The organism is Candidatus Kryptoniota bacterium (genome assembly GCA_036567965.1).
In the GTDB taxonomy this organism is placed as follows: Bacteria; Bacteroidota; Ignavibacteria; order Kryptoniales; family JAKASW01; genus JAKASW01.
The window spans coordinates 24,306-46,357 of sequence record DATCTN010000018.1; the positions used below are offsets into that span (position 1 = coordinate 24,306).

A 22,052-nucleotide genomic window follows, 5' to 3' on the forward strand; every position below is an offset into this window, starting at 1 on the left:
AATTGGTATTCGCGAATTGTGCCCCTGGCGTGACTCGAACACGCGACACAGAGTTTAGGAAACTCTTGCTCTATCCAACTGAGCTACAGGGGCGAAGAACTCTTATCGTGCCAGTCTTTGCAGTCATGAAATTCAGATGACACTCGTTCGCATCTTCAATTTAGTTGTTTCCGGGGACTTGAGCAAAACTCATCGCAGAGAGTGGAAGACAAAAAAATGAGCCGGTTGAAAATCCGTCAACCGGCTCCGTTGCTTTTTGTCAAAAGGTCAAAGCGAATACAGGAAGTACTTGACTATCTTGATCAACCGTGGATCCGCTGTTCCGCCGGTGTAGCTGAGTATGTCCTGGTTATGATAGATCGTGTAGAGATACTTTCCGGATTGGAGAGTGTTCAGTACGATAACGGGAGTGGCAGGTTGAGTACCCGTTATTACCACGTAGACCTTTGCACTCGGCGGTAGATCACTGAACTGCTCGTAGTACCCGAGCGAAGTTGAAGCCGTCCATGCAGCCACTTTAAAACCTACATATTTGCTGAGCGTGTCGTCCACGACAGTAACCGAATCTCCATCTGTGCTGAGTTCCTGAGAATAATATGGAGGGAAAATATACTGGAGATTCATGTAATTGTAATGCCCGCCGTAAATCTTTCCGCCTTGTGCGACATACCTTCCGTATGTTCTCGCGAGAAGTGGATACCCGTCCTCGTCTCCGCAGTTACAGTCTGAGAAGACGAGTGTGTAGTTCTTCAGGTAGTTCAGAGTTGCGTTCGAATCAGTCTGAACACGGTTTCTCATATAATCCACATCCGTGGTATCAAATTTGGTGAATCCAATGGAAGGATCGCTCAAGACGGTCTCAATTTGCTCGCAGCCTCCATATATCACAAGGACCTTCATCTGTGTATTCTGCTTGAGAGTCACCGAACCCGCGGATGTTCCTGACGAGTTCGCCAGGACATTCACCGTGAAAGAAGTCTGAAAAATGGATCCCATCTTCGCGATGAGAGTCTGCTGACCTGCCGGGGCTTGTATCGTTCCGTTGCCGGAATCGTCCGTCACTGTTGCGAAGACAGGGTCACTGTCATCCTTACCCGACAGTTTGAGGATTGCTCCGCCCTGCGGTTCGCCCGCCGGGTTTAACACCTTCGCTGTCACCGGATATAAATCGCCGTTTGCACTGACACTGTTGCTCTTCTTGCAACTTGACACGCCCAAGCCGAACGCAAGGACCACCAAAATGGTTAGGGTCGAAAATTTCATATTGCCTCCTGTAGTTAGATAATGTGCTCCTGACATTTCCGCACAACCAGTCACTCTCTATATGTGCGTCATTAAAGTAATAATAATGAATCAACCGAAAAAGTGACTTCGAGCACGAATTTTTCACCCAAATCATCCCACAGGACGATGAAGTGTCCGGATTGACACTTTCAAACGCTCGTCCCATCCAGCCTCAAGCAATTGACAAATGTCCGTGTATCGTCTATCTTAAAAATGATACATCAGGGGAATCTAGCGGGCAGGATTCCGTTTCCATGAGTTATCGCGAAGCACCTTTCCTAGCATGTATGCTTGGATTAAGGATAAATGATTGCCAAAGGGGATCGCGATGAAAAGACGAACCGCAGTCTTAGTCTTAATGGTTCTCACTATTTCCTCGCAGGTTGTCAGCGGCTCTGACAATACGAAGAAGAATCGCAGGACGATACTGGCAACGAGCTCAGTCGCGTCCACAATAATCGACGCTAACAATCTCACAAGCTGGATACAGGCGGATGCCCTGTGGCCACCTGTAGTAGGTGAGAGCTGGAATGGTGAGTTCCCCAAAGGATCGGAAGTCGGTGTCGTATTCCAGGAAGGGATTATGTTCGGTGGACTTGTGTATGATGGTACATACCCAGGTTTGCGAGTCGGGGGGAGCATGTATGGTACAGCTATGCAAGCGGGAAAAATCCTAACAGGAAGCGATGGAAAAGTTGTTGGTGCCGAGAACGCTAACGATTCAACTGTTGCCCGCGTGTGGAGAGTACGACCGGATTACAGGACTGCAAGTCTGATAGATGATGCCAAAGCATTCTTCAACGAAGATTCTTCAAAGGTAACTGCACAACAAATTCAGCAATTAAGATCACAGTATGAATCGGACTGGAACGATTGGCCTGCATCTAAAGGAGCACCGTATGTCGACGTCAACGGTGACGGCAAATACGAACCCGATATAGACATACCTGGAGTACCGGAAGCCGCACAAACTGTGTGGCTTGTGGCGAACGACCTAGATTCTGCGCTGACGACACAGCTCTGCGGGACTCCGCCGATTGGAATCGAAGAACAGATCACTGAGTGGACATGGAAAATTGACGGGCAGACAGTTCCTGACAACATTGTGTACAAGCAAGTGAAGTTGATTTACAAAGGTACGACTACAAGTTCATTTGATTCACATATCGACGGTCTATACTTATCTCAATGGGCTGACCCTGATGTCGGAGATTATTCCGACGATCTGGTTGGTTCCGATTCTACACTGAATCTTGGGTACGCATATAATGGCGAAGCGGTCGATTTACTGTACCAGCATATAGTCCTGTCTCCTCCGGCGATGGGATATCAAATAATTAGCGGACCGTCTTACAAGACGGGAGCAGCATCCGATTCTGCAATCACCGACTTCGGATGGAAAAGAGGATACAGATATCCGAATCCTCCGATGACTGCCTATGTAAGGCAGCAGCCCTCCTACGGGCTCATTGTCCCGTGGGATGATCAGGCAGCTGAAGACTATAATATGATGCGAGGAGGTCTGCCCCGGCCTTCCTATCCTGCGTTTATACCCGCTTGGACTCTTTGGACTACTCCGGGGAACCACCCGACAAATTACATGTGCTTCGGTGATCCGACCACTCGTTCAGGCTGGATAGACTCACTTCCCGGCGACAGGAGATTCTGGTGCTCGAACGGACCGTTCGACATGAAGCTCGGAGACACTGCCGAATATGTGATCGCTGAAGTTGCCGCGGAAGGCCCCGAGTTTGTGCAAAACGTGAACATATTAAAGCTGTATGCAAGATGGTCGCAGTTCCTCTTTAATGCATCGGCGAGTCCCTCCATCCTTGCAGTGAAAGCCCCTGAACAAGTTCCTCTCGATTGGGTTCTTAAGCAGAACTATCCGAACCCATTCAACCCATCGACAACAATTATGTACAACGTCCAAAAACGAGGCGGGGTGAATTTGGCAGTGTTCAATATACTCGGTCAAAAGGTGCGGACACTCGTAGATGGAATGAAGGACATCGGCACATACAGCGTCGATTTCAACGGGATGAATTTGCCAAGCGGTATTTACATTTGTGAATTGACGGAGATCGGAGCGAGCGCGAAAATGAAAATGATGCTCCTGAAATAAAAACGTTACTTCAAGAGAACCATTTTCCCTACAAACCGATACGCTCCCGTATCAAACATGAAAAAGTAGACGCCACGTGCGAGAGATGTGCCGCCAAACGTTACCTTTTAATTTCCCAGTTTCTGAATTCTATCTACAAGAACCGCCACCTTCTCGTCATTCATCGGCAGGCATTGAGGCTGAGTCAGAAGCGGCAGTGAATTATGGCAAGATGGTTGATTCTCTCCTCAAATTAGGAGAAATTGATCTCCGAGATTCCGTACCGGAGTGTATCTCCGGAGCACTAACCAAAAAGAAACGACAGATGAAGATAGATCACGCCACGGATGCCCCGGCAAAGAGGGAATCCACGAAATCACACTGGGAGGACTTCTGGACAGCCAAGAAGGAAGTGACGGAAGTATACTCCAACGACAATAGAGTTCTTAGAAATCTTCTGGAGGTCACCGATCTTCGAGGAAAGAAAGTCATGGAGATCGGCGCCGGTACCGGCAGGGACAGCTTTGGAATGGTCGAAAAGGGAGCGAGCGTCTTCATGGTGGATTATGCTACCAGTTCACTCCAGATAATCAGGAACATTGCTATCGAAGAGAAGATCGAGGTGAACCCCGTCGGCGGCAACGCGTTTTCACTTCCCTTCCCCGACGGAGTGTTTGATGTCGTGTTCCACCAGGGACTCCTTGAACACTTCCGTGAGAACGACGCGTCGAACCTCCTCAAAGAAAATATCCGCGTGCTGAAGAAAGGCGGCTACCTTTTAGTAGACGTTCCGCAGCGATACCACGTTTACACCGTCATGAAGCACATCCTCATTTATATGGACAAATGGTTCGCCGGTTGGGAGCGGGAATTCTCGATTCCCGAGCTTGACAAGCTATTGAGATCGCTAGGAGTGAAGCCCGTTTACAAATACGGCGAATGGATGTATCCCAGCTTGTTCTACAGAGTTATGCGCGAGGGTCTCAGAAAATTTGGAATCAGCCTCCCGCTCAACCCGACTCTGTTAAAACCGCTCACGAGCTTAAGGAAGAAAGTCCGCGAGTCACTGAGGCGGACCCCTCTTGCGGTATACACCTCATTATCTTGCGGCATAATTAGCAGGAAGCCTGAATAGCCGGACACTGATGAGAGTCCTCATCATAGCCCTTTCTGGAATTGGCGACGCCCTTCTCTTCACCCCCGCCGCCGAATTAATCAAGAAAAATGTTCCCGATGTGAGACTCGATGCGCTCGTAATGTTCAAAGGAGCTGCCGAGATTTACGACCGCACGGGACTCTTCGACGAAATTATTCACCACGATTTCCTCTCGGCCCCCAAACTGAAGTCCCTCAGCGTCGTCATGAAGCTTCGCGGCAAGTATGACGTCTCTATAAATGTCTACCCCTCAAACAGATTCGAATACAATCTCATCCAGTTTCTGGCCGGTGCACCGAAACGAGGAGCGATCCAATATCTTCGCCGTGACTTTCGCGAACTCGGGTTCCTGAATAATATCCGGATTCAAGAAAACGATTCAGTCCACAATGTCCGCGAAAATATTTCAATTGCCAAGAGGACACTCGGATTTGAAACCCAGGAAGAACCCGATCTTGTCTTTCCTATTTCACAGGAAGACGAGAGATTCGCTGATAGATATCTCGCGAGCTGCGGATTCGCAGGCGGCGATATGCTCATTGGGTTTCATGCGGGCTCGGCAATTCTGAAAAATCAGGCGAAGCGCAGATGGGAACCGGAGAAGTTCGCTGAGCTCGGACGCAGACTCATCGATTCAAAAAAAGCACGGATACTGATCTTCGGCGGACCTGATGAAAATGATCTCAAAGCAAGAATAATGGCGATGATAGATTCGGACAGGGCAACAATCCCGAGCACGAGCGGTCTCGCTCAGACAGCCGCTCTTATCCGAAGGACTTCCCTGTTGGTCACGAACGACTCAGGTATGATGCACGTCGCTTCTGCCATGAAGCGGAAGATAGTTGCCGTCGTCGGCCCCACGAACACGGATTATATTCATCCATGGCATACCGAGCATGAAATCGCGTCATTGCATCTGGAGTGTTCCCCGTGCTTCATTTACTCTCCGAAACCGCTTAAATGCTTTAGGGATGACGTGAAGTTCAAATGTATTAAAGAACTCACCGTCGACATGGTTTATGCGAAAGTCGCCTCACTACTCGGGCACCAGGGCTAATTCCCCCTCGCGAACAATCTATAGCAGAAAGATTTTTCGCCGGATCCGACCGACTGACCGCTCTTGATCCTGAGTTCGCGCCGTATCAAATCTCAGTTTATACGATGCCCAAATCGATGTCGATCTCAATTGATTATCAGAATCCATATTCAGAAATTTGAACATGCCCGATAGGAACCCGCTTGAAAGGCCGCTTCTATACTCGATAATCCTGAACGCATGTATTTTCGTGACGGAACTTGCAGGCGGCCTCTTGTCGAACAGCCTCGCGCTTGTATCCGATGCGATGCACAACTTCAGCGATCTTGTCGCGCTCACCATAAGTTTCGCTGCGGCAAGGATGATGAAGTGGAGCGGAAACGAGAGAAAATCTTACGGATACTTCAGGGTCGAAATCCTCGCGGCGCTAATCAACTCGGTCATTCTCGTTCTGATCGGCGTGTACATCATATATGAAGGTGTTGCGAGGATCTCCGAGCCGCCGAGAATACGCGCGGCTCTCATGTTTGTCGTGGCGACGGTCGGATTCGGAGGCAATATCATTTCCGTTTTTCTACTGCGTCCTCACCGCGATGAAAGTCTGAACGCAAAGAGTGCGTTCCTCCATTTGTCGACCGACGCGGTCGAATCAGCCGCGGTTATTTTGACGGCAGTTCTAATCTCCTTTTTCAAGATTCAAATCTTCGACGCGCTCATATCTGTGGCGATCGGAATCCTGATTATCAAGAGCTCCTGGGACTTGCTCCTGGAGTCCGTCAACATTCTCACTGAGGGTTCGCCGAAAGGAATAGACCTGAACGAAGTAGCCGATCTCATCCGACGTTACCCGGGAGTTATCGGCGTGCACCATCTTCATATCTGGAGCTTGTCTACAAAATTCCGTGCACTCTCGGCGCACATCGTGGTACAGGACATGCCCATAAGCCGGACAACCGGCATAACCAATGGAATTGAGACTGAGCTCCGCTCGAAATTTAGTATCGATCACCCGACGTTTCAGCTTGAAGCGATCGCCTGCGAAGATGATCTGATCTCCCAGTATCGCGATCGCACTCATCCGGCATCTTCAGACTCTCAGACGTGACTCCGGTAAATTGAATTGGAAGACCACACCGCAATCGGGAAAGATCTCTCAAGGCTTTTGAAGGGAGACGTCCTCTTCGACGAAATTTCGCGCGTCCTTTTTTCGACGGCCGCCTGCATGTACCAGGTTGAACCGCTTGGCGTAGTTGTGCCTGCAAATCCAGACGATGTGGTTTCGGTCGTCAGATACTGCAGTGAAAGAGGCATTTCGATTACCAGCCGCGGCGCAGGGACAAGCCTTGCGGGGCAATCGGTCGGCGCAGGGATCGTACTGGTTTTCAACAAGTACTTCAAGAATATCGGCCGTGTCGACAGGGACTCACGCAGCGTCGACGTTCAGGCGGGCGTGACGCTCCACGAACTGAATAAGTTTCTGATCCGGGAAAACTTGATGTTCGGGCCTGATCCGTCGAGCGGCAAGCAATGCGTGATCGGCGGAATGGTTGCCACCAACGCATCCGGCGCACACTCGCTGAAGTACGGCGCCACGAAGGATAATGTCAATCACTTAAATTTGGTGACTTCGGGCGGTGAAATTATCTCAACCGATCGCAGCCTCCACACGGAGGAACTGGAAAGGAGATTACATCGACTTCTCTTACCTCACCGCGAGGTCATCGACAGTCATTTCCCAAAATCCTCGAAGAATTCGTGCGGATATAATCTTAAGGAGGCGCTCTCCGCAGACGGAGTTGATCTCACGAGACTTTTGTGCGGCAGCGAGGGAACGCTGGGAATAACGCTCGAGGCAAATCTCAAGCTTGCGGCGATTCCGGGCGGAAGACGGAACCTCATAGCGTATTTCCAGTCGCATGAGGATTGTGCGAACGCAGCGATCGAGTCCCTCAGCTTCTCGCCGGCCGCAGTCGAGATGCTCGACAAGACATTTGCGAACGCAGCGGCAGGAATCGATCCCGAAGTCGATCGGATTCTCCGGGAAGACTTCTCTTCCATCCTCATTTTTGAGTTCGAAGAAAATTCCCTGTCGGAGGCGGACGACAAGATAGTCAGGCTATCGACACATCTTCAAAACCTTCATCTGACGAGCAAACTTATTCTCCCGCGCGACGACAAAGAGGCTGCTAAGCTCTGGCGTGTGAGAAAGGAAGCCTCATCCATTTTTTATAAAATCGAAAAACCGGGAAAGAAAGTATCCGTCGTTGAAGATGTTGCTGTGCCGGTCGAGATGCTCCCGGCGTACCTCGAGAAAGTCCGGAAGATTTTTCAGGGCTACGATCTACAATATGCCTTATACGGTCACGCAGGGAACGGTAATACTCACGCGATTGTCCTTCTGGATCTTAAGGAGAAAAAGTATCTCGACAAGTTAGACAGCCTGGCGCGAGACGTCTACGACCTGGCGATTTCTCTCAAAGGGACAATGAGTGGAGAACACGGCGATGGATTTCTGCGTACACCCTTCCTGTCGCTTATGTACGGAGATGAAGTGTATTCACTTTTCAAAAGCGTGAAAGAGGTGCTTGATCCCCAGAGCATACTCAACCCCGGCAAGATCGTCGGAGAACAGTCCGCTTCAATTGTCCACGACCTGAGATACGGAGAGCGATACAAGCGCATCGATACCGGTACTTCAATAAACGATGAGCGGATCGCACACGAGGTTGAAAAATGCCACGGCTGCGGTGTGTGCCTCAGTTATTGCCCGACTGCCTTGGCAACGGGCGATGAAAGGGCGACTCCGCGGGCGAAAGGAAACCTGCTCAGGGGAATCCTCAGCGGTAGAATTGGCGCCGCTCATCTCGAAGATCCCGCCTTCAAGGAAGTTCTCGATTATTGCTTCAACTGCAAGTTGTGCCTGACCGAATGTCCGACGGCGATCGATATACCGGGCATTGTCGTGGAGGCAAAGACGATCTTTCACGAACGCGTTGGGGGATCCGCGCAGGATAGGTTCATTAATATGCTTCCCGCAATGTCGGCTGCGGCGTCCGTGACCCCGACGTTCGCGAGCATAGCTGCCAACCTGAAATCGATCAGGAAACCGATCGAACGCCTCTTTGGAATTGACAGCCGGCGAACTCTCCCGATATTTCACAAGCCGCTGTACAAGCGATTCGGCGTAAACCGGAGCAGCACAAACGCACAGGCCAAGGTAATATACTTCTCGGGGTGTTTCGCCAATTTCAACGACGTGTCCGGCGAAGGACTCGCGACAATTGAAGTACTCAGACGAAACAACATCGACGTCAGGATCCTAGACTCTCTCCGGTGCTGCGGAATTGCAAAGTTCACAACCGGAAGCAGGAACGAAAATTTCGACGACGCATCCTGGAACGTCGGACAACTATCGAAATATGTCGACGATGGATTCGACATTGTCGTCTCGGCACCAAGCTGCGGGCTCGCACTGAAAGATGACTATCCCCAATTTCTCGCAACGACGGAGTCGAGGAATGTATCGTCACACGTCTTTGAACTTTCCGAATATCTTATGCGGCTCTCACGATCGGGAAAGTTGAACAAGAACTTCGGACCCGTGGAATCGCGCGTCACCTACCATAATCCCTGCCATTCAATTCCATTGGGTGTGAGAAATCAACCGATCGAACTGATGAAACTAATTCCCGGTCTTGAAGTCGTTGAACTTCGTGAGGACACTTGCTGCGGCATGGCAGGCACCTTCGGATTAAAGAAACAATTCTTCGATCTATCGATGAAGGTCGGATCGAACCTATTCGCACAGATCGAAGAAGCTAAAGTCGATACTGTAGTAACGACGTGCGGTACCTGCAATATACAGATCAAGCAGGGGGCAAACACCAACGTGACCCACCTTGCCGAAATCATGTTTCAATCATACAGGAACTTCTCAGGACCAGTGACTCGCCAACCTTCAAGTGCTCAAATCGAAGCGGCTGCACAACAGAAAACTCCCTCCGACAAAGAGGCCGAAGCATTATTGGAATGATTCTTCTCCTCTTCAGGGAGAGTGAATCAGACCCGAACTCACACGCATCTCCGGTACGTCCCCATTTTGCTTGCCGGATGCTTCAAGGACATTGCGGCTTCCTGATGCCCCATTGTGGGACTTGATTTCCCCGCCTGCGCAGCTAACACCCTAAAATTGTCCGTTTCCAGAGGGCACAGAAGTTGTATTTATAAATACAGGTATGCAAAAAACGGGCAAGAGCACTCCCCCACTCTCCATCAGCGAAGCTGCTGAGAAGCTGAAGGTCTCTGTTGAGACCATCAGGCTGTACGAACGAAAAGGACTGATCCTGATTCCGAAGACTGAAGGGAATCAGAGATTCTTCTCAGAATCGGATATCGAACGGATCAGATGCATTCGGAAAGCAATCAATGATCACAAGATTTCAATCGAAGGCATCAGGCGGATTCAGTCTCTTGTGCCATGCTGGGAGCATGTGGGTTGCACCACCGAGCAGAGAGAGAGGTGTCCCGCATACTTTCGTACCGATGCCGGGTGCTGGACTTACTCCAAGGAAACATCCGACAAAACAATTCAGAACAAGTGCTCCGGTCGAAATTGCCGCGAATGTAAGGTGTATCAACTTTCGGGCGATTGCGAGAAGATTAAATCCCTGATTCATCACAATGGCTTATCTCAATCTAATCCAAAAGAGGAATGAGGATAACTGGCTATGAAGAAAATCTTTCTCCCTCTATTCGTAATCCTGGTCTTCGCTGGAATAATCGTGACGGCGCTTCACAAGAACAGTACCGATGTGCCGCCTTTGACTGTCTTGAAGGATAGGTACAGTCTTAAGGTTTCGCCGTCTGTCGACCATTCGTTGTACCAGGAACTAAGAAAAAAATTTCGCCGCCCTCAGGAAGTCACGGCGGCGTGCATCAAATGTCATAACGGTCGCGCGGATGAAGTGATGCGATCCACGCACTGGAATTGGGAGCGCATCGAGTATATCGAAGGCAAAGGTATACGTGCGCTCGGCAAAAAAAATGTCCTGAATAATTTCTGCATCGGAATATCGGGGAATCAGCAAAGCTGCGACAGATGCCACATCGGCTACGGTTACGCGGACAACACATTCAACTTCAAGGATTCTCTTAACGTGGATTGCCTTGCATGCCACGACAACAGTGGGACATACTCGAAGGGAATCAGCGCGGCAGGTATGCCGGACACCTCCGTAAATCTGACTTACGTCGCGGAACACGTGGGAAAACCGACGCGGACAAATTGCGGTACTTGCCATTTCTTCGGCGGCGGCGGAAACAATGTGAAGCATGGTGATCTGGAAGAAAGTATGTTCGATCCGGATCGCGACGTCGACGTTCATATGGCAACGGACGGCGTCGACATGCAATGCGTCGATTGTCATACCGCCCAAAAGCATCAGATGCTCGGCAAAATGTACTCGGTCTCTTCGATGAACAGAAACAGGGTGCAGTGCGAAACCTGTCATACATCGATGCCTCACACCGACGATGTATTGAACGAGCACACTCTAAAAGTCGCGTGCCAGACGTGTCACATCCCAGTGTTCGCAAAGGTCAATCCTACGAAGCTTTACTGGGACTGGTCGACGGCAGGCAAGCTCGAAAACGGTCAACCGTTCGAATTGAAAGATTCTTCCGGCACAGACATCTATATGTCGATCAAAGGCTCGTTCAAATGGGGAAAGATGGTAAAGCCCGACTACGTATGGTTCAACGGAACGGCATCGCATTATCTTCTCGGCGACACTTTCGACCCTTCGAAACCGGTGGAGATAAACAAGCTTTACGGAAGTTATGATGATCCTGATTCGAAGATTTATCCCGTAAAGATTCACAGGTCAAATCAGATTTATGATACGGGATTCGATTACCTCATTCAACCGAAGACCTTCTCCGCAAAGAAGGGTGACGGCGGATACTGGGGCGATTTCAACTGGCAGCGCGCCGCGGAGGAAGGGATGAAGCAGGTCAATCTTCCGTACAGCGGTCGCTATGGTTTTGTCCAGACTGAAATGTACTGGCCTGTGAACCACATGGTTTCCCCGAAAGAGCAGGCGGTACAATGCTCCGAGTGCCATACGCGTGACAATGGGAGACTCGCTAACCTCAGCGGCTTCTACATCCCCGGCAGGGATTACAATCCTTGGGTTGAAGGACTTGGCGGCGGCCTCCTTGTTCTCACTCTCGCGGGAGTCTTTATCCATGGCGCGGGCAGAATAGTCGCGAGCCGCAAACGGAAAGGAGCAAAGTGAAATGAAGAGAGAAATCATTTATAAGAAGTTCGAGCGGTTCTGGCATTGGACTCAGGCGGCGCTGATAATTTTTCTCGGAGTTACCGGATTTGAAATACACGGATCGATACATTTCTTCGGCTACGACCAGGCTGTCAGGTATCACGACGTAGCGGCCTGGAGTCTGGTAATCCTGATCGCGTTCGCGATCTTCTGGCACTTCACCACGGGAGAATGGAGACAATATCTTCCAACATGGAAGAACATGAGGGCACAGGCGGAGTACTACATTTTCGGAATCTTCCGGAACGCGCCTCATCCGACGAAAAAAACGGTCCTTAGCAAACTCAATCCCCTGCAGAAACTCATCTACGCCGGATTGAAGGTCCTGGTAATCCCCGTTATGGTTCTCACGGGATTGCTTTATATGTTCTACCGTTATCCTCAAAAGTATGAAGTTCTGAGCCTGAACATCAGTGGGCTTCGGACAATCGCTATCCTTCACACAATCGGCGCGTTCCTGCTCGTCGCATTCTTCATTGCTCACCTGTACCTGATCACTACCGGTCAGACTGTAACGTCGAACCTCAAAGCAATGATCACCGGTTATGAGGATATCCCTGCAGCGGACGAGCAGGAAACGCATTCTGCAAAATCGATGGCTTCAAATGTTGGCGAGGTGACAAGATGAACACAAAATATATGAATCCGTATTTGGCCGGTTTCTTTCTCGGCCTCGTGCTTCTTGCGACAATTTTCGTAACGGGACGCGGACTGGGTGCAAGTGGGGCGATCAAAGATATAGTCGTCGCTGCATCAGATGCCGTGGCTCCACACCATACGGAGTCAAATTCTTTTTTCGGTACTTACGTCGGACCGGGCAAAGACAATCCATTAAAGTCGTGGCTCGTGTTTGAAGTGGTCGGAGTTGTAATCGGAGGCTTCATTTCAGGGCTAATTTCCAACAGGCTGAAATTCGTAACCGAATCCGGTCCGAAAGTCAGAGCCGGTATCAGATGGGTGTTTGCGGCGATCGGTGGCGCGTTGTTCGGCTTCGGCGCCCAGTTCGCACGAGGATGCACCAGTGGAGCCGCATTGAGCGGAATGGCAGTACTCTCAACGGCGGGATTCGTAACCATGATGGCAATATTCGGGACGGGATACGCGGTTGCGTACCTCGGACGAAAATTGTGGATACAGAAAGGATAAGGTGAAACTATGGGACCATTTGTGCCTGACCTGATTTCAGATCAGTTGAACCTCGTAGTCGCGCTCATTCTCGGATTAGCATTCGGCTTTGTCCTCGAACAGGCCGGATTTTCTTCGTCGCGCCGGCTCGCAGGCGTATTCTACGGGTACGACTTTACCGTGCTGCGTGTGTTTTTCACCGCTGCGGTAACCGCGATGAGCGGCGTTTTATTGTTGGGTTACTTCGGTTTGTTGGACACGGATGCGATCTATGTAAATCCAACCTGGCTCCTCCCCGCCATCGTCGGCGGCGCGATCATGGGCGTCGGATTCATACTCGGCGGCTATTGCCCGGGTACGAGCGTTTGCGCGGCAGCAATCGGGAAGATCGATGGGATGTTCTTCGTAGGCGGAGGACTCATCGGCGTGTTTGCGTTCGGCGAACTATTCCCGCTTTACAGTAACTTCTTCGGCTCCACATCGATGGGACCGGTAAAGGTGTTCGATTCACTTGGCATATCTCAGGGGCTTTTTGCTCTCATCCTTATCGTTGTCGCAGTGGGGGCATTCACGGTAACCACTCTGATTGAAAGACGCGTCGACAAGAAATCTGCGCCGTCTCTTCAATTCAAACCAGTGAATCATTTCGCGGCCGGCATCGTCGTGATTGCACTCGGGATCCTCTTCCTCTCTCTCCCCGATCGAAAGGTGCACCTTGTAGATAAAGTGTCTGCGCCGGCTTATGTCGCAGGTCATTCAGTAAATGAAATGGAAGTCGACGAACTCGCTTTTCGCATTGTGGACCTTGAACCGAACATCAGGGTCATCGACGTCCGTTCTCCCGGCGAGTACACAAAGATATCACTGCCGGGTTCAAACAACATCCAGCTCAACGACCTCTTCAGCAAGGACTGGGCTGCAAGTTTTTCGCAGCGGCACGTGAAGAAAGTAATCGTCGGCGAAAACGACTCTCAGGAGCGAACCGCATACTTCCTCCTCGGTGAGCTCGGCTACGAAAATCTGGCTGTACTGAAGGGCGGATTTGACGCGTTTGACAAGATTATTTTGAATCCGTCGGGCTTCGTGCCGACTGGAACGAGATGGGACGCGGATGTCATTCACTTCCGGCAGAATGCCCGGGCAGAAATCCTGAAGATGATCGAGAGCAATAAGAACAAAGCGCCCAAAGAAATCAAGAAGAGGAAGATTCAGGGCGGCTGTTGAATTTTACGGGGCGGATGACGCCCGCCCCTTTCTTTTTACTTTTTGATTACACCCAGCGGAAGTGATGTCTTGCCGTAGATTTCATTGATCACCTGCGCAATCCCGGTGTAGATTGCCGAAGCTCCGCAAATTATCCCTTCATAACCGGCAAACGTGCCGATCGATTGACTACCCATTCCTTCAGCGGCCGCGAGCAGGAAGAAGAGAATCGTCAGCGTGGCGAACACAAATTGCAGCGCACGCGATAGCCTGAGCGTCCCAAAGAACATAAGCAGAGTGAATATTCCCCACATCGCCAGATAAAACGTCATTCCACCACCGGACGTCGCGCCGATCCAGCCGGTCTTCGGAAGCACTATGAGAGTCACCAATGTCAGCCAGAAAAACCCGTATGAAGAGAACGCCACAAAGCCGAACGTGTTGTTCTTCTTCCATTCCATGATCCCGGCGACGACCTGCGCAAGTCCTCCGTAAAAAATCCCCATCGCAAGTATCATTGAATTCATCTCGAAGAAGCCGGCATTGTGCAAATTGAGAAGCACTGTTGTCATGCCGAACGCAAGCAGCCCAAGAGGCGCCGGGTTTCCAGATGCGTCCTTTATTTCAATATGAGTTGTCTCGCTCATCTTTTCTCCCAATTGTTTTAGTTAGTGGTTGATATGCGTGTCAAGCACAAGTACATCCAGGACATCTTTTTGAGTGCACGAATGGAACAGAAGTGCCATTCCGTTTCAATCTATTGTGGGCCGCTATTTTTTCTTCTCATGAGCTCTGGAAAATTAGATGTCCGTAATTTGTGCGTCCTCGACGTCAGTATAACCGGCACGGAATATCTCTGCAACTGTTATTTCGAGAGTGTCGCAGCTGATTCTTATTGGCAATTGCAAAAAACCAATATTTTCGCGCGCAATTCAGAATCGTCATTTATCTTCTCGACATAGGCTCTCGCAAGATTCTCCGATCGATTCCGGAACCAAGGCATGGCTTACCCCCGATTAGACATAAGATTGCGCATGCAGGTCATCCACTTCGCATTTGATCAATGTCCGGAACTCGGCACTCTCAATCTTGTCTTGAGAATTTTTGTAATAATCTGATTATATTATTCCATCGTCAGGCAGGGACTCTTAGATTAAGATTAAGTATTAGGACGCCAAAGATGTAGCGGATTGTATTTCCCGAAGAGGGATTCTTCCTGATAGTATGACAAATGAATATAGAAAGTGTGGACACGAGGGGGCGTCCACGCAATCGATCCTCTCATCAAAAGCCGGAGAAAAGATGAAGACCATTTTACTTCTGGCGGCAGCGATCCTAATGCCGGTGATATCCATTTCCTGTTCCTCAAGTTCATTTGTAGACTTGGAATCACTCAAGACCGAACTAGGCGTAAAGGATTTCCCGGAGCAGAAGGATTATCCCGATGCGGATGCGCTCGTTCTCTCCGAAGTCCACAACGTCCTGGTGTACATCGACAACGACTACAAGGTCAGGACAGTTGAGTCGGTGACCAGGGTTGTCAAGCTCTTTAGAAATATCGAGGACAACGCCTCCGTGGAAATATGGAGCGGTCCCAATGACAAACTGACCAATCTCTCCGCCAGGACGATTAAACCTGATGGGTCAATTATCGAGGTGAAAGATGAGGATTTTCATACAATCACCGGAAACGGCAGCGATTATGTTTTCTACTCAGACCGGAAGAAGACAAGGTTTACCTTTCCGGGAATAGAAAAGAACTGCATAGTCGAATATCACTACGATATGAGGGAAGCTTACCCGTTCATTCAGGACCAGTGGGATATTCAGGAGGAAGATCTACCGAAGTTAAGGGCTGATTATACTCTTACGGTGCCCGTCTTGTTGATGGCACCTGAATCGCAAGGCGGTGCCGGATGGTCATGGCGCTACATGGTGTACAACTGCGACCTCGGAAAGCCAGTTGTCAAACAGCAGCAATTTGCGTCGGAGTCGGCTTCAATAGACCGTAACGTCACGTTTGATTGGGTTCAAACGAACATCCCCGCTTTCAAACCTGACCCGAGGATGCCGTCCTATGATAAGTACGTCCGCTACGTGAGGTTTGCACCCTCTGATTGGAAAACGTGGAACGACATTTCAGATTGGTATTACAAGCAGTTCTTCCAGCCCCATTTGATAATGACCGACGAAATCTCAGCGAAGGCAAAGGAGATTACCAGCGGGTCTACTGACGAACTTGACAAAATCGAGAAGACTTATGAGTTCGTGCAGAAACTCACATACATCGCGATTGAAATCGGGAAAGGCGGTTACGCCCCTTCCGAACCACAGAAAGTTTTGGAAAGAAAGTATGGCGACTGTAAAGATAAATCCATCCTTCTTCTGAGTCTCTTGAAAAGTTTGGGCATAAAGGCAAAGCCAGTCCTGGTCTTGACGAGTGATGAAGGAGTTGTCCACGCTGACTTCCCATCGTGGGAATTCAACCACATGATCGTAAAAGTTTTCACACAATCGGGCAAGAGCTATTGGCTTGATCCAACTGTGGATCATTGTCCGGTAGGAGAAATCCCCTCAGGGGACGAAGGAGTCAACGCGCTTGTCATGAATGACGATGCGACTTCCACTATCGAGACCATTCCGTCAAGCAGGTACACCGACAATGTCGAAAACATAGACTTGAAAGTAAAAATAGCCGGAACGAACGAGACAGATTTCGATATTACAATGACATTCAAAGGACAGAGTAATTTCGAAACGCGATCCTTCTTCTATGAAAAGACGCATGACGAAATGATAAAATTCTGCAAGTCACTCGTCGCGAACGAATACCTGAACGCGTCTGTAGAAGATTATTCCTTTTCAGACCTGGATTCACTCAACAACGATCTTGTTTTCAATTTCAAGCTCAAAGTGCCGAACGCTCTTGAGAAACAAGGTGACATGATTTTTCTCAACACCGATCCTTTTACACTTCGCGGGGACTGGTCCTGGCTTTCGCGGGATAAACGGACCTACGACATCGAGTTCAATTATCCCTATACTATTAATAAGACGATTGAGATCGACATCCCGCGGAACCAGTATAAGATCATGAACATGCCAAAGTATGCTTACCTCACGAGCGACGGTCTCTACTACATGAAGAATTATGAAGATGCCGGGGATGGGCATATCAAAATACTCGAGACGTTTTCGGTAAAATCACGGGACATCCCAGCGGGAAGCTACACGAAGATGAAGAGTCTTATCGAGACGATGAGAACAAAAGCGAGCGAAAAAATAGTGCTGACTGCGAACCAGTAGGCGGCACACGATTTATCGGGATTACTGATGGGGACGTTTAACGGGACAACGCTGACACGAGTGGATGATGTGGCAGCTATAAGCCGGGGTGCGATCTAAGTATTTCCAGCGCTTCCATCACTTCGTTGCGTGGAAGCTTGCCTGATTCGAGTTCATCGTCCGTTTTCCTGGAGAGACGCTCGTAGATCAAGATCCCGTCCGAGACAAATCCGGGATCAGACTCAAGGATGTCGAATACGGTATTTTCCAATCGGTCGTACTCCCCGACAAACTCGTAATATGCCGCGAGTCTTCGCTTCAATTCAATCGGCCGGTCATAACCCTTAATCCGCTCGACAAGCAATTCCACTCCCTGCTTCCATTTCCCCTCTCCAAACTCTTTCGAGTCCGGCAATTCCTCAACAAGAAGTTCGAGCGATTTCAAATTAAGAAACACGCTATCCTCTTCTTCCCCTTGAGACTCCCGGATTTCCGCCTTCTCTTTCAGAAGCATGCCGGCCGCAAAAAGTTTCGATTGCCGGATAGTCGCATCGGAGCCGAGAAGAGATTTCACGTTTGCGAGCGGAATCTTTTCAAATACTTCCAGGTCGAGTCCGAGGAGCGAGCTGCCGGTTTTTTCAACTTCCACGAGCGCCTCTTCGTAGTTCTTGATTTCCTTGAGGAATAGGACGCGCGCCAGCGCCTTTGCCAGCAGGTTTGTCATTCTCATTATGTAATCGCGCGAGAGCATGGTGATTCCGGTCGCAATGAGATTTCGGGCAGCCCTCTTCTTATCTGCTACAGAAATTATGACCGAAAATCCTTAGAAGCCAGATAATTGCCAGCGTCTCAGTCTCAAAGGTTCCTCTCATCCTGAATGAGCGACCTTTGCGGCTTGCCGCCGGCGGGCAGAATATTCAAATGGATTCAAGGAGCAATTCCTATCGGCGCCTCGAATTCCAACACACGCTTTAGTTGTTCTTAGCACCCTGATCGATCCAGTCTTTAATAGTCTGGACGTCGGCGGCAGAGAGTGCCGCCCTTTGGTATGGCATTCGGGCCCCGGCTATCGAGTTGCCGGACACTTTGAAATAGAGGAAGCTGCTGTCCGAGTGCGACGGGTTTACGCGATAGTAGGTGGAGATTTCGATACTCCGAACGTTCACAATGTTCGAATAGGCCTTGCCGCTGGATAGATCCATTCCTTGTTGAGGTGATGAACCCGCATGACATCCGCTGACCGCGCAGTTCGCCGTGAAGATAGGCTGTACCTGGCTGGCAAAACTTATGTCGCCGCTTGGCGTCATGGGATTGCTTGAGGACTTTGAACATGCGGCAAATGCAACTGCAAATAGAATGAAACCTATCTTTCTCATTAAGATTCCCCTCGTTGATAAAATAATTGTTTGGTCCACTTCACTTGATTAAATGACAGACGAATTGTATTCGTTGAATGTTTCCTGCAGATCTTCACGAACAATCGGAGTCAATTCAACCTGTTTAACGAAGGTCAGTACAGCGTAGTTCCTATCCGTAAAAACCTTGTGCGCTATCGCACGATGAGCTCATCGTACACATTGGGAAGTTCTTGCTTGGACTTGCCTCCGCCTTCCCACTCCGAGGCGGTCTTTCCTATCGTCCTGAAATCTCCTACTCCCCCACCGCCATGATCATCCTGAGCCCCCACCAGGACTGTTATCCTCCATCGGGCGTTCGGTTTCCCTAATATGGAATCCGGTAATGAGAACGAGATCTCTTTTGCCGCGGTGTTCCCAAGTGGATCTGCAGCATCACCTGCTGCCGGAATGTATGATGCAATCTTCTTTCCCGTTCTGTCACAGACCTCGATCCCACCTCCAACAAATACAACTCTCTGATAACCTCTTTCTTCCGGAAGAGTGTAATCGGAATTTCTACTTACATCCAACGTCCCATCGATCCCGTCTCCAATCGCAATTGCGACGAATGTCAATTGGAATCCATATTCCGGATGCCACATCGGGTTCACGAGATTTCTGAAATAGAGCTCGAAAAAAACTCTTCCGGAATCGGAAGAGATTTTTGCGCGAGTTAGATCGAGAATTCCCTTCTGAAAATATTGATTAAGAGGATACGTATAACTTCCGCCGGGGCCCCGGTCGTCATAAGTAGAATCTTCAGCAGCTGCTAACACCGTCGCGCTACGGTCCATCTTCTTTATATCGCTCAATTTGAGAATCGTGAAATCGCTTTCCCGTAGAAAGCTCCAGCTCGAGTCGCACTTAGGCGTCTGGAAATGTAAATTGTCCAGCGTCGTATCGTGCAGCACGAAATTTTTGAGATTATTCACGATGAACGGGACGCCATTCGTGTCGGCGAGGATCGTGTCGGCTGTCAAAGTGACGTTGATAGTATCTCTACCCTGAAAATAAAATGCAGTGCGAATATGTCTTTCTCCCCCAACATTGCCGAAAATCTTGAACACAGTACCGACGGCGCTGTCCAGGGGAACAATCGATATCTGAGTATTATCATTCTCGACAGAATAAGTGACAAAGTAATCCTGATTCTGTCCGGAGTTCATCCTGAAAGCCACATGGTGCAAGCCGCTGGGCAGATGGGGTGTAAGGGTTATCGATCCTCCCGGCACATCGACCTGTACTCCGAGGTAGTCCTCGTAAAGCGACTTGATATACTCTGCGAGGCTCCATGCCTGGCTGAATGCTCCCGACTCCTCAGGTCTGTCCCGGCCTTCGCGAGGAAAAGCGTCGAACAGCTCAGGGAGAGTGCCGGCAGTCTTGCCATTCAGTATCTCGTTCGTCAGGTATGACGTGCACGCGTACGCAAAATCTTGCTCCGACTCCAGGACGAGATTTGAGACAAGAGGTCCGGTCAGCCATGGCCAGACGGTACCGTTGTGATAGGCGGCATCCGGGACGTAATAAGGCTGATCGTTATGGTACGGATGAAAATTTGTGTCTCCCTGGAACAAAGTGGCGACTCCCCAGGGATAGACGAGTTTTTCCACGGTCTCCTTGAGAATTTTCGCGCGCAATGTGCGATCACTTAGCATCCATAGTGAAAACAACTGGTTCGGCCTTAAAGAGGAGTCCGGCGAATCGTCGACGTTTAAGTGATCATACAGACGAAGGCCCGTGGTGTCAATGAATCTCTGATTGAAATTTGCGATCATCCTTTTTGCGAACTCCGTTGTGGCTTCGAAAAGCTGGGTATCACCTGCCTGTCGCGACAGATACCGTGTGGCGAGAATCTCCTTCAGCCAATCTGACTGAACGTCGACGGCTCTCGAGCCGCGAGGCGTGTACGGCCCCTTCGGACCAACTGCATCCATCCACGTTTCCTGGTCGCCATGTACCAGGAAGAGATCCTTCCCGATGTGGTACCCTATGCTTCCCTCAAACGCTTTTCTAATCGCCGGATAGACCTGGAATAGGAGAATCCTGTCTCCTGTCATTGCGTAATACATAAAGACAGAGTACACAAACAACGGAGTGCCGTCGGCAGTATTATAAATGACTTCTTTAGGAGTTATGAGATTGGGGATTCGGCCGTAATTCGTGCTCGTCGAATCGAGTTCTTGCTTTGCCGCAAAGTCGAGAATGATCTGTCTGGCTCTTTTGAAATCTCCGATATAGAGTGCGGCCGGTAACGAGATAAAACTGTCGCGCCCCCAATAATCATTGAACCATGGTAGTCCCGCCCATATCCCCTTCATTCCCTGATCGGAGAGAAGCGCGTCGAAGGAGAGTTTCGCCCACGCCACAGCTTTGTCAAGTCGCTCATCACCCGACGAAAAATAAGACTTGTTCAGGACTTCTTGCATCCGGTTTTTCCTGCCGGCGGCGAGCTCCCGATAATCCGTCGAGACGAGAGAAAGTATGTGCTCCACTTCAGAGCGGGTTCTTCCACACGAGACAATGAACGTGACGTCTCTCCCTTTTGTCTTTAAGAAAGCTGGGGAAACGAATGGACCTGACCTGTCGGCGTGTTTGACAAGATCCGACTTCCCTCCGCCAAGTGCGATCCAGCGGCCATAAGTGCCTTCAGGCACGGAAGTATTTTCGAAGAGAACGTATTTCCCCTTTTGGACTGAGAACGTTCGAGCGTCGACTGAATTGAATAGGAGTCTAAATTCAAATTTCATTTCATGAGGAGATTGACATTGGATGAGCAGGGCATTGAAAGTATCAAGCATAGTAAACGTCTCAACCACATCAGATTTGTATTTCCGCACGAGCCTGTCGGGAAAAACGGTGGTCGCCGCTTCGGAACGGTCCAGGGAGGTTCCATCCGCGGTGACGGAGTAATCCTTCAGGACAGGATTGTCATAAACCGTCCATCCCTGGTAGGGGGCGGTGTTAATCCCGTTTGCCTCGCCGAAATAAAAACCGGATTCCTTGTTTGTGTAGCTGTACCACTTTATCTGGTTTTCGGCTCTGATGCCAAGGCTTTCGATCGATAATCCATGAGGGGACGCCCCTCCGAGGAGGAGAAGTGCCAGGAAGCAATGCATATTTCACC

General features: G+C 49.8%; 16 protein-coding genes, 1 tRNA gene and 1 pseudogene. 11 read left to right on the forward strand and 7 right to left on the reverse strand.

The window, feature by feature from the left end; all coding sequences use genetic code 11:
- Positions 1–19 precede the first annotated feature (19 nt).
- Both VIS48_07230 and VIS48_07235 read right to left on the reverse strand, forming a co-directional pair.
- Positions 20–93, reverse strand: a tRNA-Arg gene (locus VIS48_07230).
- A gap of 174 nt (positions 94–267) precedes the next feature.
- Entirely contained in the window at positions 268–1,263 is a 996-nt protein-coding gene (locus VIS48_07235) for a hypothetical protein (GenBank protein HEY9165937.1), read from the reverse strand.
- A 349-nt stretch (positions 1,264–1,612) separates the two neighbouring features.
- On the opposite strand from VIS48_07235, the gene VIS48_07240 reads away from it, so the two are divergent.
- The 6 genes and pseudogenes from VIS48_07240 (at position 1,613) to VIS48_07265 (ending at position 9,986) form a co-directional block, all read left to right on the forward strand.
- Positions 1,613–3,409 carry a T9SS type A sorting domain-containing protein gene (locus tag VIS48_07240; protein HEY9165938.1) on the forward strand — a complete coding sequence of 599 codons (1,797 nt, stop codon included), beginning with the start codon at positions 1,613–1,615 and terminating at the stop codon, positions 3,407–3,409.
- Positions 3,410–3,713: 304 nt separating this feature from the next.
- The gene (locus VIS48_07245) at positions 3,714–4,523 is read left to right on the forward strand and encodes a class I SAM-dependent methyltransferase (GenBank protein ID HEY9165939.1); all 810 of its coding nucleotides are present in this window, start codon (positions 3,714–3,716) and stop codon (positions 4,521–4,523) included.
- Between the two features lie 10 nt (positions 4,524–4,533).
- A complete protein-coding gene (locus VIS48_07250; GenBank protein ID HEY9165940.1) occupies positions 4,534–5,601 on the forward strand; it encodes a glycosyltransferase family 9 protein in 1,068 nt (355 codons plus the stop codon).
- A 163-nt stretch (positions 5,602–5,764) separates the two neighbouring features.
- Positions 5,765–6,685: a cation diffusion facilitator family transporter gene (locus VIS48_07255; protein HEY9165941.1), complete on the forward strand. Its 921-nt coding sequence runs from the start codon at positions 5,765–5,767 to the stop codon at positions 6,683–6,685.
- A gap of 15 nt (positions 6,686–6,700) precedes the next feature.
- Complete coding sequence (locus VIS48_07260; protein HEY9165942.1) at positions 6,701–9,613, forward strand: anaerobic glycerol-3-phosphate dehydrogenase subunit C; 2,913 nt, start codon at positions 6,701–6,703, stop codon at positions 9,611–9,613.
- Positions 9,614–9,815: 202 nt separating this feature from the next.
- Positions 9,816–9,986 (forward strand): annotated as a pseudogene (locus tag VIS48_07265) (MerR family transcriptional regulator).
- A gap of 33 nt (positions 9,987–10,019) precedes the next feature.
- On the opposite strand, the gene VIS48_07270 reads toward VIS48_07265, so the two are convergent.
- The gene (locus VIS48_07270; GenBank protein HEY9165943.1) at positions 10,020–10,256 is read right to left on the reverse strand and encodes a hypothetical protein; all 237 of its coding nucleotides are present in this window, start codon (positions 10,254–10,256) and stop codon (positions 10,020–10,022) included.
- A 51-nt stretch (positions 10,257–10,307) separates the two neighbouring features.
- On the opposite strand from VIS48_07270, the gene VIS48_07275 reads away from it, so the two are divergent.
- The 4 genes from VIS48_07275 to VIS48_07290 are packed head-to-tail and all read left to right on the forward strand — an operon-like array spanning position 10,308 to position 14,267.
- Complete coding sequence (locus VIS48_07275) at positions 10,308–11,876, forward strand: tetrathionate reductase family octaheme c-type cytochrome (protein HEY9165944.1); 1,569 nt, start codon at positions 10,308–10,310, stop codon at positions 11,874–11,876.
- 1 nt (position 11,877) lies between these two features.
- Positions 11,878–12,546, forward strand: coding sequence for a cytochrome b/b6 domain-containing protein (locus VIS48_07280; GenBank protein HEY9165945.1), 669 nt, complete (start codon positions 11,878–11,880; stop codon positions 12,544–12,546).
- On the forward strand, positions 12,543–13,064 hold the full coding sequence (locus VIS48_07285) for a YeeE/YedE thiosulfate transporter family protein (protein HEY9165946.1): 522 nt from the start codon (positions 12,543–12,545) through the stop codon (positions 13,062–13,064). Before VIS48_07280 ends, VIS48_07285 begins: the two co-directional genes overlap by 4 nt.
- Before the next feature lie 9 nt (positions 13,065–13,073).
- Positions 13,074–14,267: a YeeE/YedE thiosulfate transporter family protein gene (locus tag VIS48_07290; GenBank protein ID HEY9165947.1), complete on the forward strand. Its 1,194-nt coding sequence runs from the start codon at positions 13,074–13,076 to the stop codon at positions 14,265–14,267.
- 35 nt (positions 14,268–14,302) lie between these two features.
- Here VIS48_07290 and VIS48_07295 read toward each other — a convergent pair whose 3' ends face one another.
- Entirely contained in the window at positions 14,303–14,893 is a 591-nt protein-coding gene (locus VIS48_07295; protein ID HEY9165948.1) for an acetate uptake transporter, read from the reverse strand.
- A 655-nt stretch (positions 14,894–15,548) separates the two neighbouring features.
- Between VIS48_07295 and VIS48_07300 the strand changes: the two genes are divergently transcribed.
- On the forward strand, positions 15,549–17,552 hold the full coding sequence (locus tag VIS48_07300; GenBank protein HEY9165949.1) for a DUF3857 domain-containing protein: 2,004 nt from the start codon (positions 15,549–15,551) through the stop codon (positions 17,550–17,552).
- Between the two features lie 76 nt (positions 17,553–17,628).
- Here the strand turns inward: VIS48_07300 and VIS48_07305 are convergent, their stop codons facing one another.
- From VIS48_07305 to VIS48_07315, 3 genes are all read right to left on the reverse strand, one after another.
- Positions 17,629–18,282, reverse strand: a complete 654-nt coding sequence (locus tag VIS48_07305; GenBank protein ID HEY9165950.1) for a DUF6483 family protein — start codon at positions 18,280–18,282, stop codon at positions 17,629–17,631.
- A gap of 220 nt (positions 18,283–18,502) precedes the next feature.
- Positions 18,503–18,907 carry a hypothetical protein gene (locus VIS48_07310; protein ID HEY9165951.1) on the reverse strand — a complete coding sequence of 135 codons (405 nt, stop codon included), beginning with the start codon at positions 18,905–18,907 and terminating at the stop codon, positions 18,503–18,505.
- Between the two features lie 173 nt (positions 18,908–19,080).
- Complete coding sequence (locus VIS48_07315; protein HEY9165952.1) at positions 19,081–22,044, reverse strand: amylo-alpha-1,6-glucosidase; 2,964 nt, start codon at positions 22,042–22,044, stop codon at positions 19,081–19,083.
- Between the last annotated feature and the right edge of the window lie 8 nt (positions 22,045–22,052).

Coding starts and splice junctions, on each gene's coding strand:
- VIS48_07275 (HEY9165944.1), top strand. CDS start 10,308: ATGAAGAAAATCTTTCTCCCTCTATTCGTAATCCTGGTCTTCGCTGGA.
- VIS48_07305 (HEY9165950.1), bottom strand. CDS start 18,282: ATGCTCTCGCGCGATTACATAATGAGAATGACAAACCTGCTGGCAAAG.
- VIS48_07245 (HEY9165939.1), top strand. CDS start 3,714: ATGAAGATAGATCACGCCACGGATGCCCCGGCAAAGAGGGAATCCACG.
- VIS48_07280 (HEY9165945.1), top strand. CDS start 11,878: ATGAAGAGAGAAATCATTTATAAGAAGTTCGAGCGGTTCTGGCATTGG.
- VIS48_07290 (HEY9165947.1), top strand. CDS start 13,074: ATGGGACCATTTGTGCCTGACCTGATTTCAGATCAGTTGAACCTCGTA.
- VIS48_07300 (HEY9165949.1), top strand. CDS start 15,549: ATGAAGACCATTTTACTTCTGGCGGCAGCGATCCTAATGCCGGTGATA.
- VIS48_07250 (HEY9165940.1), top strand. CDS start 4,534: ATGAGAGTCCTCATCATAGCCCTTTCTGGAATTGGCGACGCCCTTCTC.
- VIS48_07235 (HEY9165937.1), bottom strand. CDS start 1,263: ATGAAATTTTCGACCCTAACCATTTTGGTGGTCCTTGCGTTCGGCTTG.
- VIS48_07240 (HEY9165938.1), top strand. CDS start 1,613: ATGAAAAGACGAACCGCAGTCTTAGTCTTAATGGTTCTCACTATTTCC.
- VIS48_07285 (HEY9165946.1), top strand. CDS start 12,543: ATGAACACAAAATATATGAATCCGTATTTGGCCGGTTTCTTTCTCGGC.
- VIS48_07270 (HEY9165943.1), bottom strand. CDS start 10,256: ATGAATCAGGGATTTAATCTTCTCGCAATCGCCCGAAAGTTGATACAC.
- VIS48_07255 (HEY9165941.1), top strand. CDS start 5,765: ATGCCCGATAGGAACCCGCTTGAAAGGCCGCTTCTATACTCGATAATC.
- VIS48_07295 (HEY9165948.1), bottom strand. CDS start 14,893: ATGAGCGAGACAACTCATATTGAAATAAAGGACGCATCTGGAAACCCG.
- VIS48_07310 (HEY9165951.1), bottom strand. CDS start 18,907: ATGAGAAAGATAGGTTTCATTCTATTTGCAGTTGCATTTGCCGCATGT.
- VIS48_07315 (HEY9165952.1), bottom strand. CDS start 22,044: ATGCATTGCTTCCTGGCACTTCTCCTCCTCGGAGGGGCGTCCCCTCAT.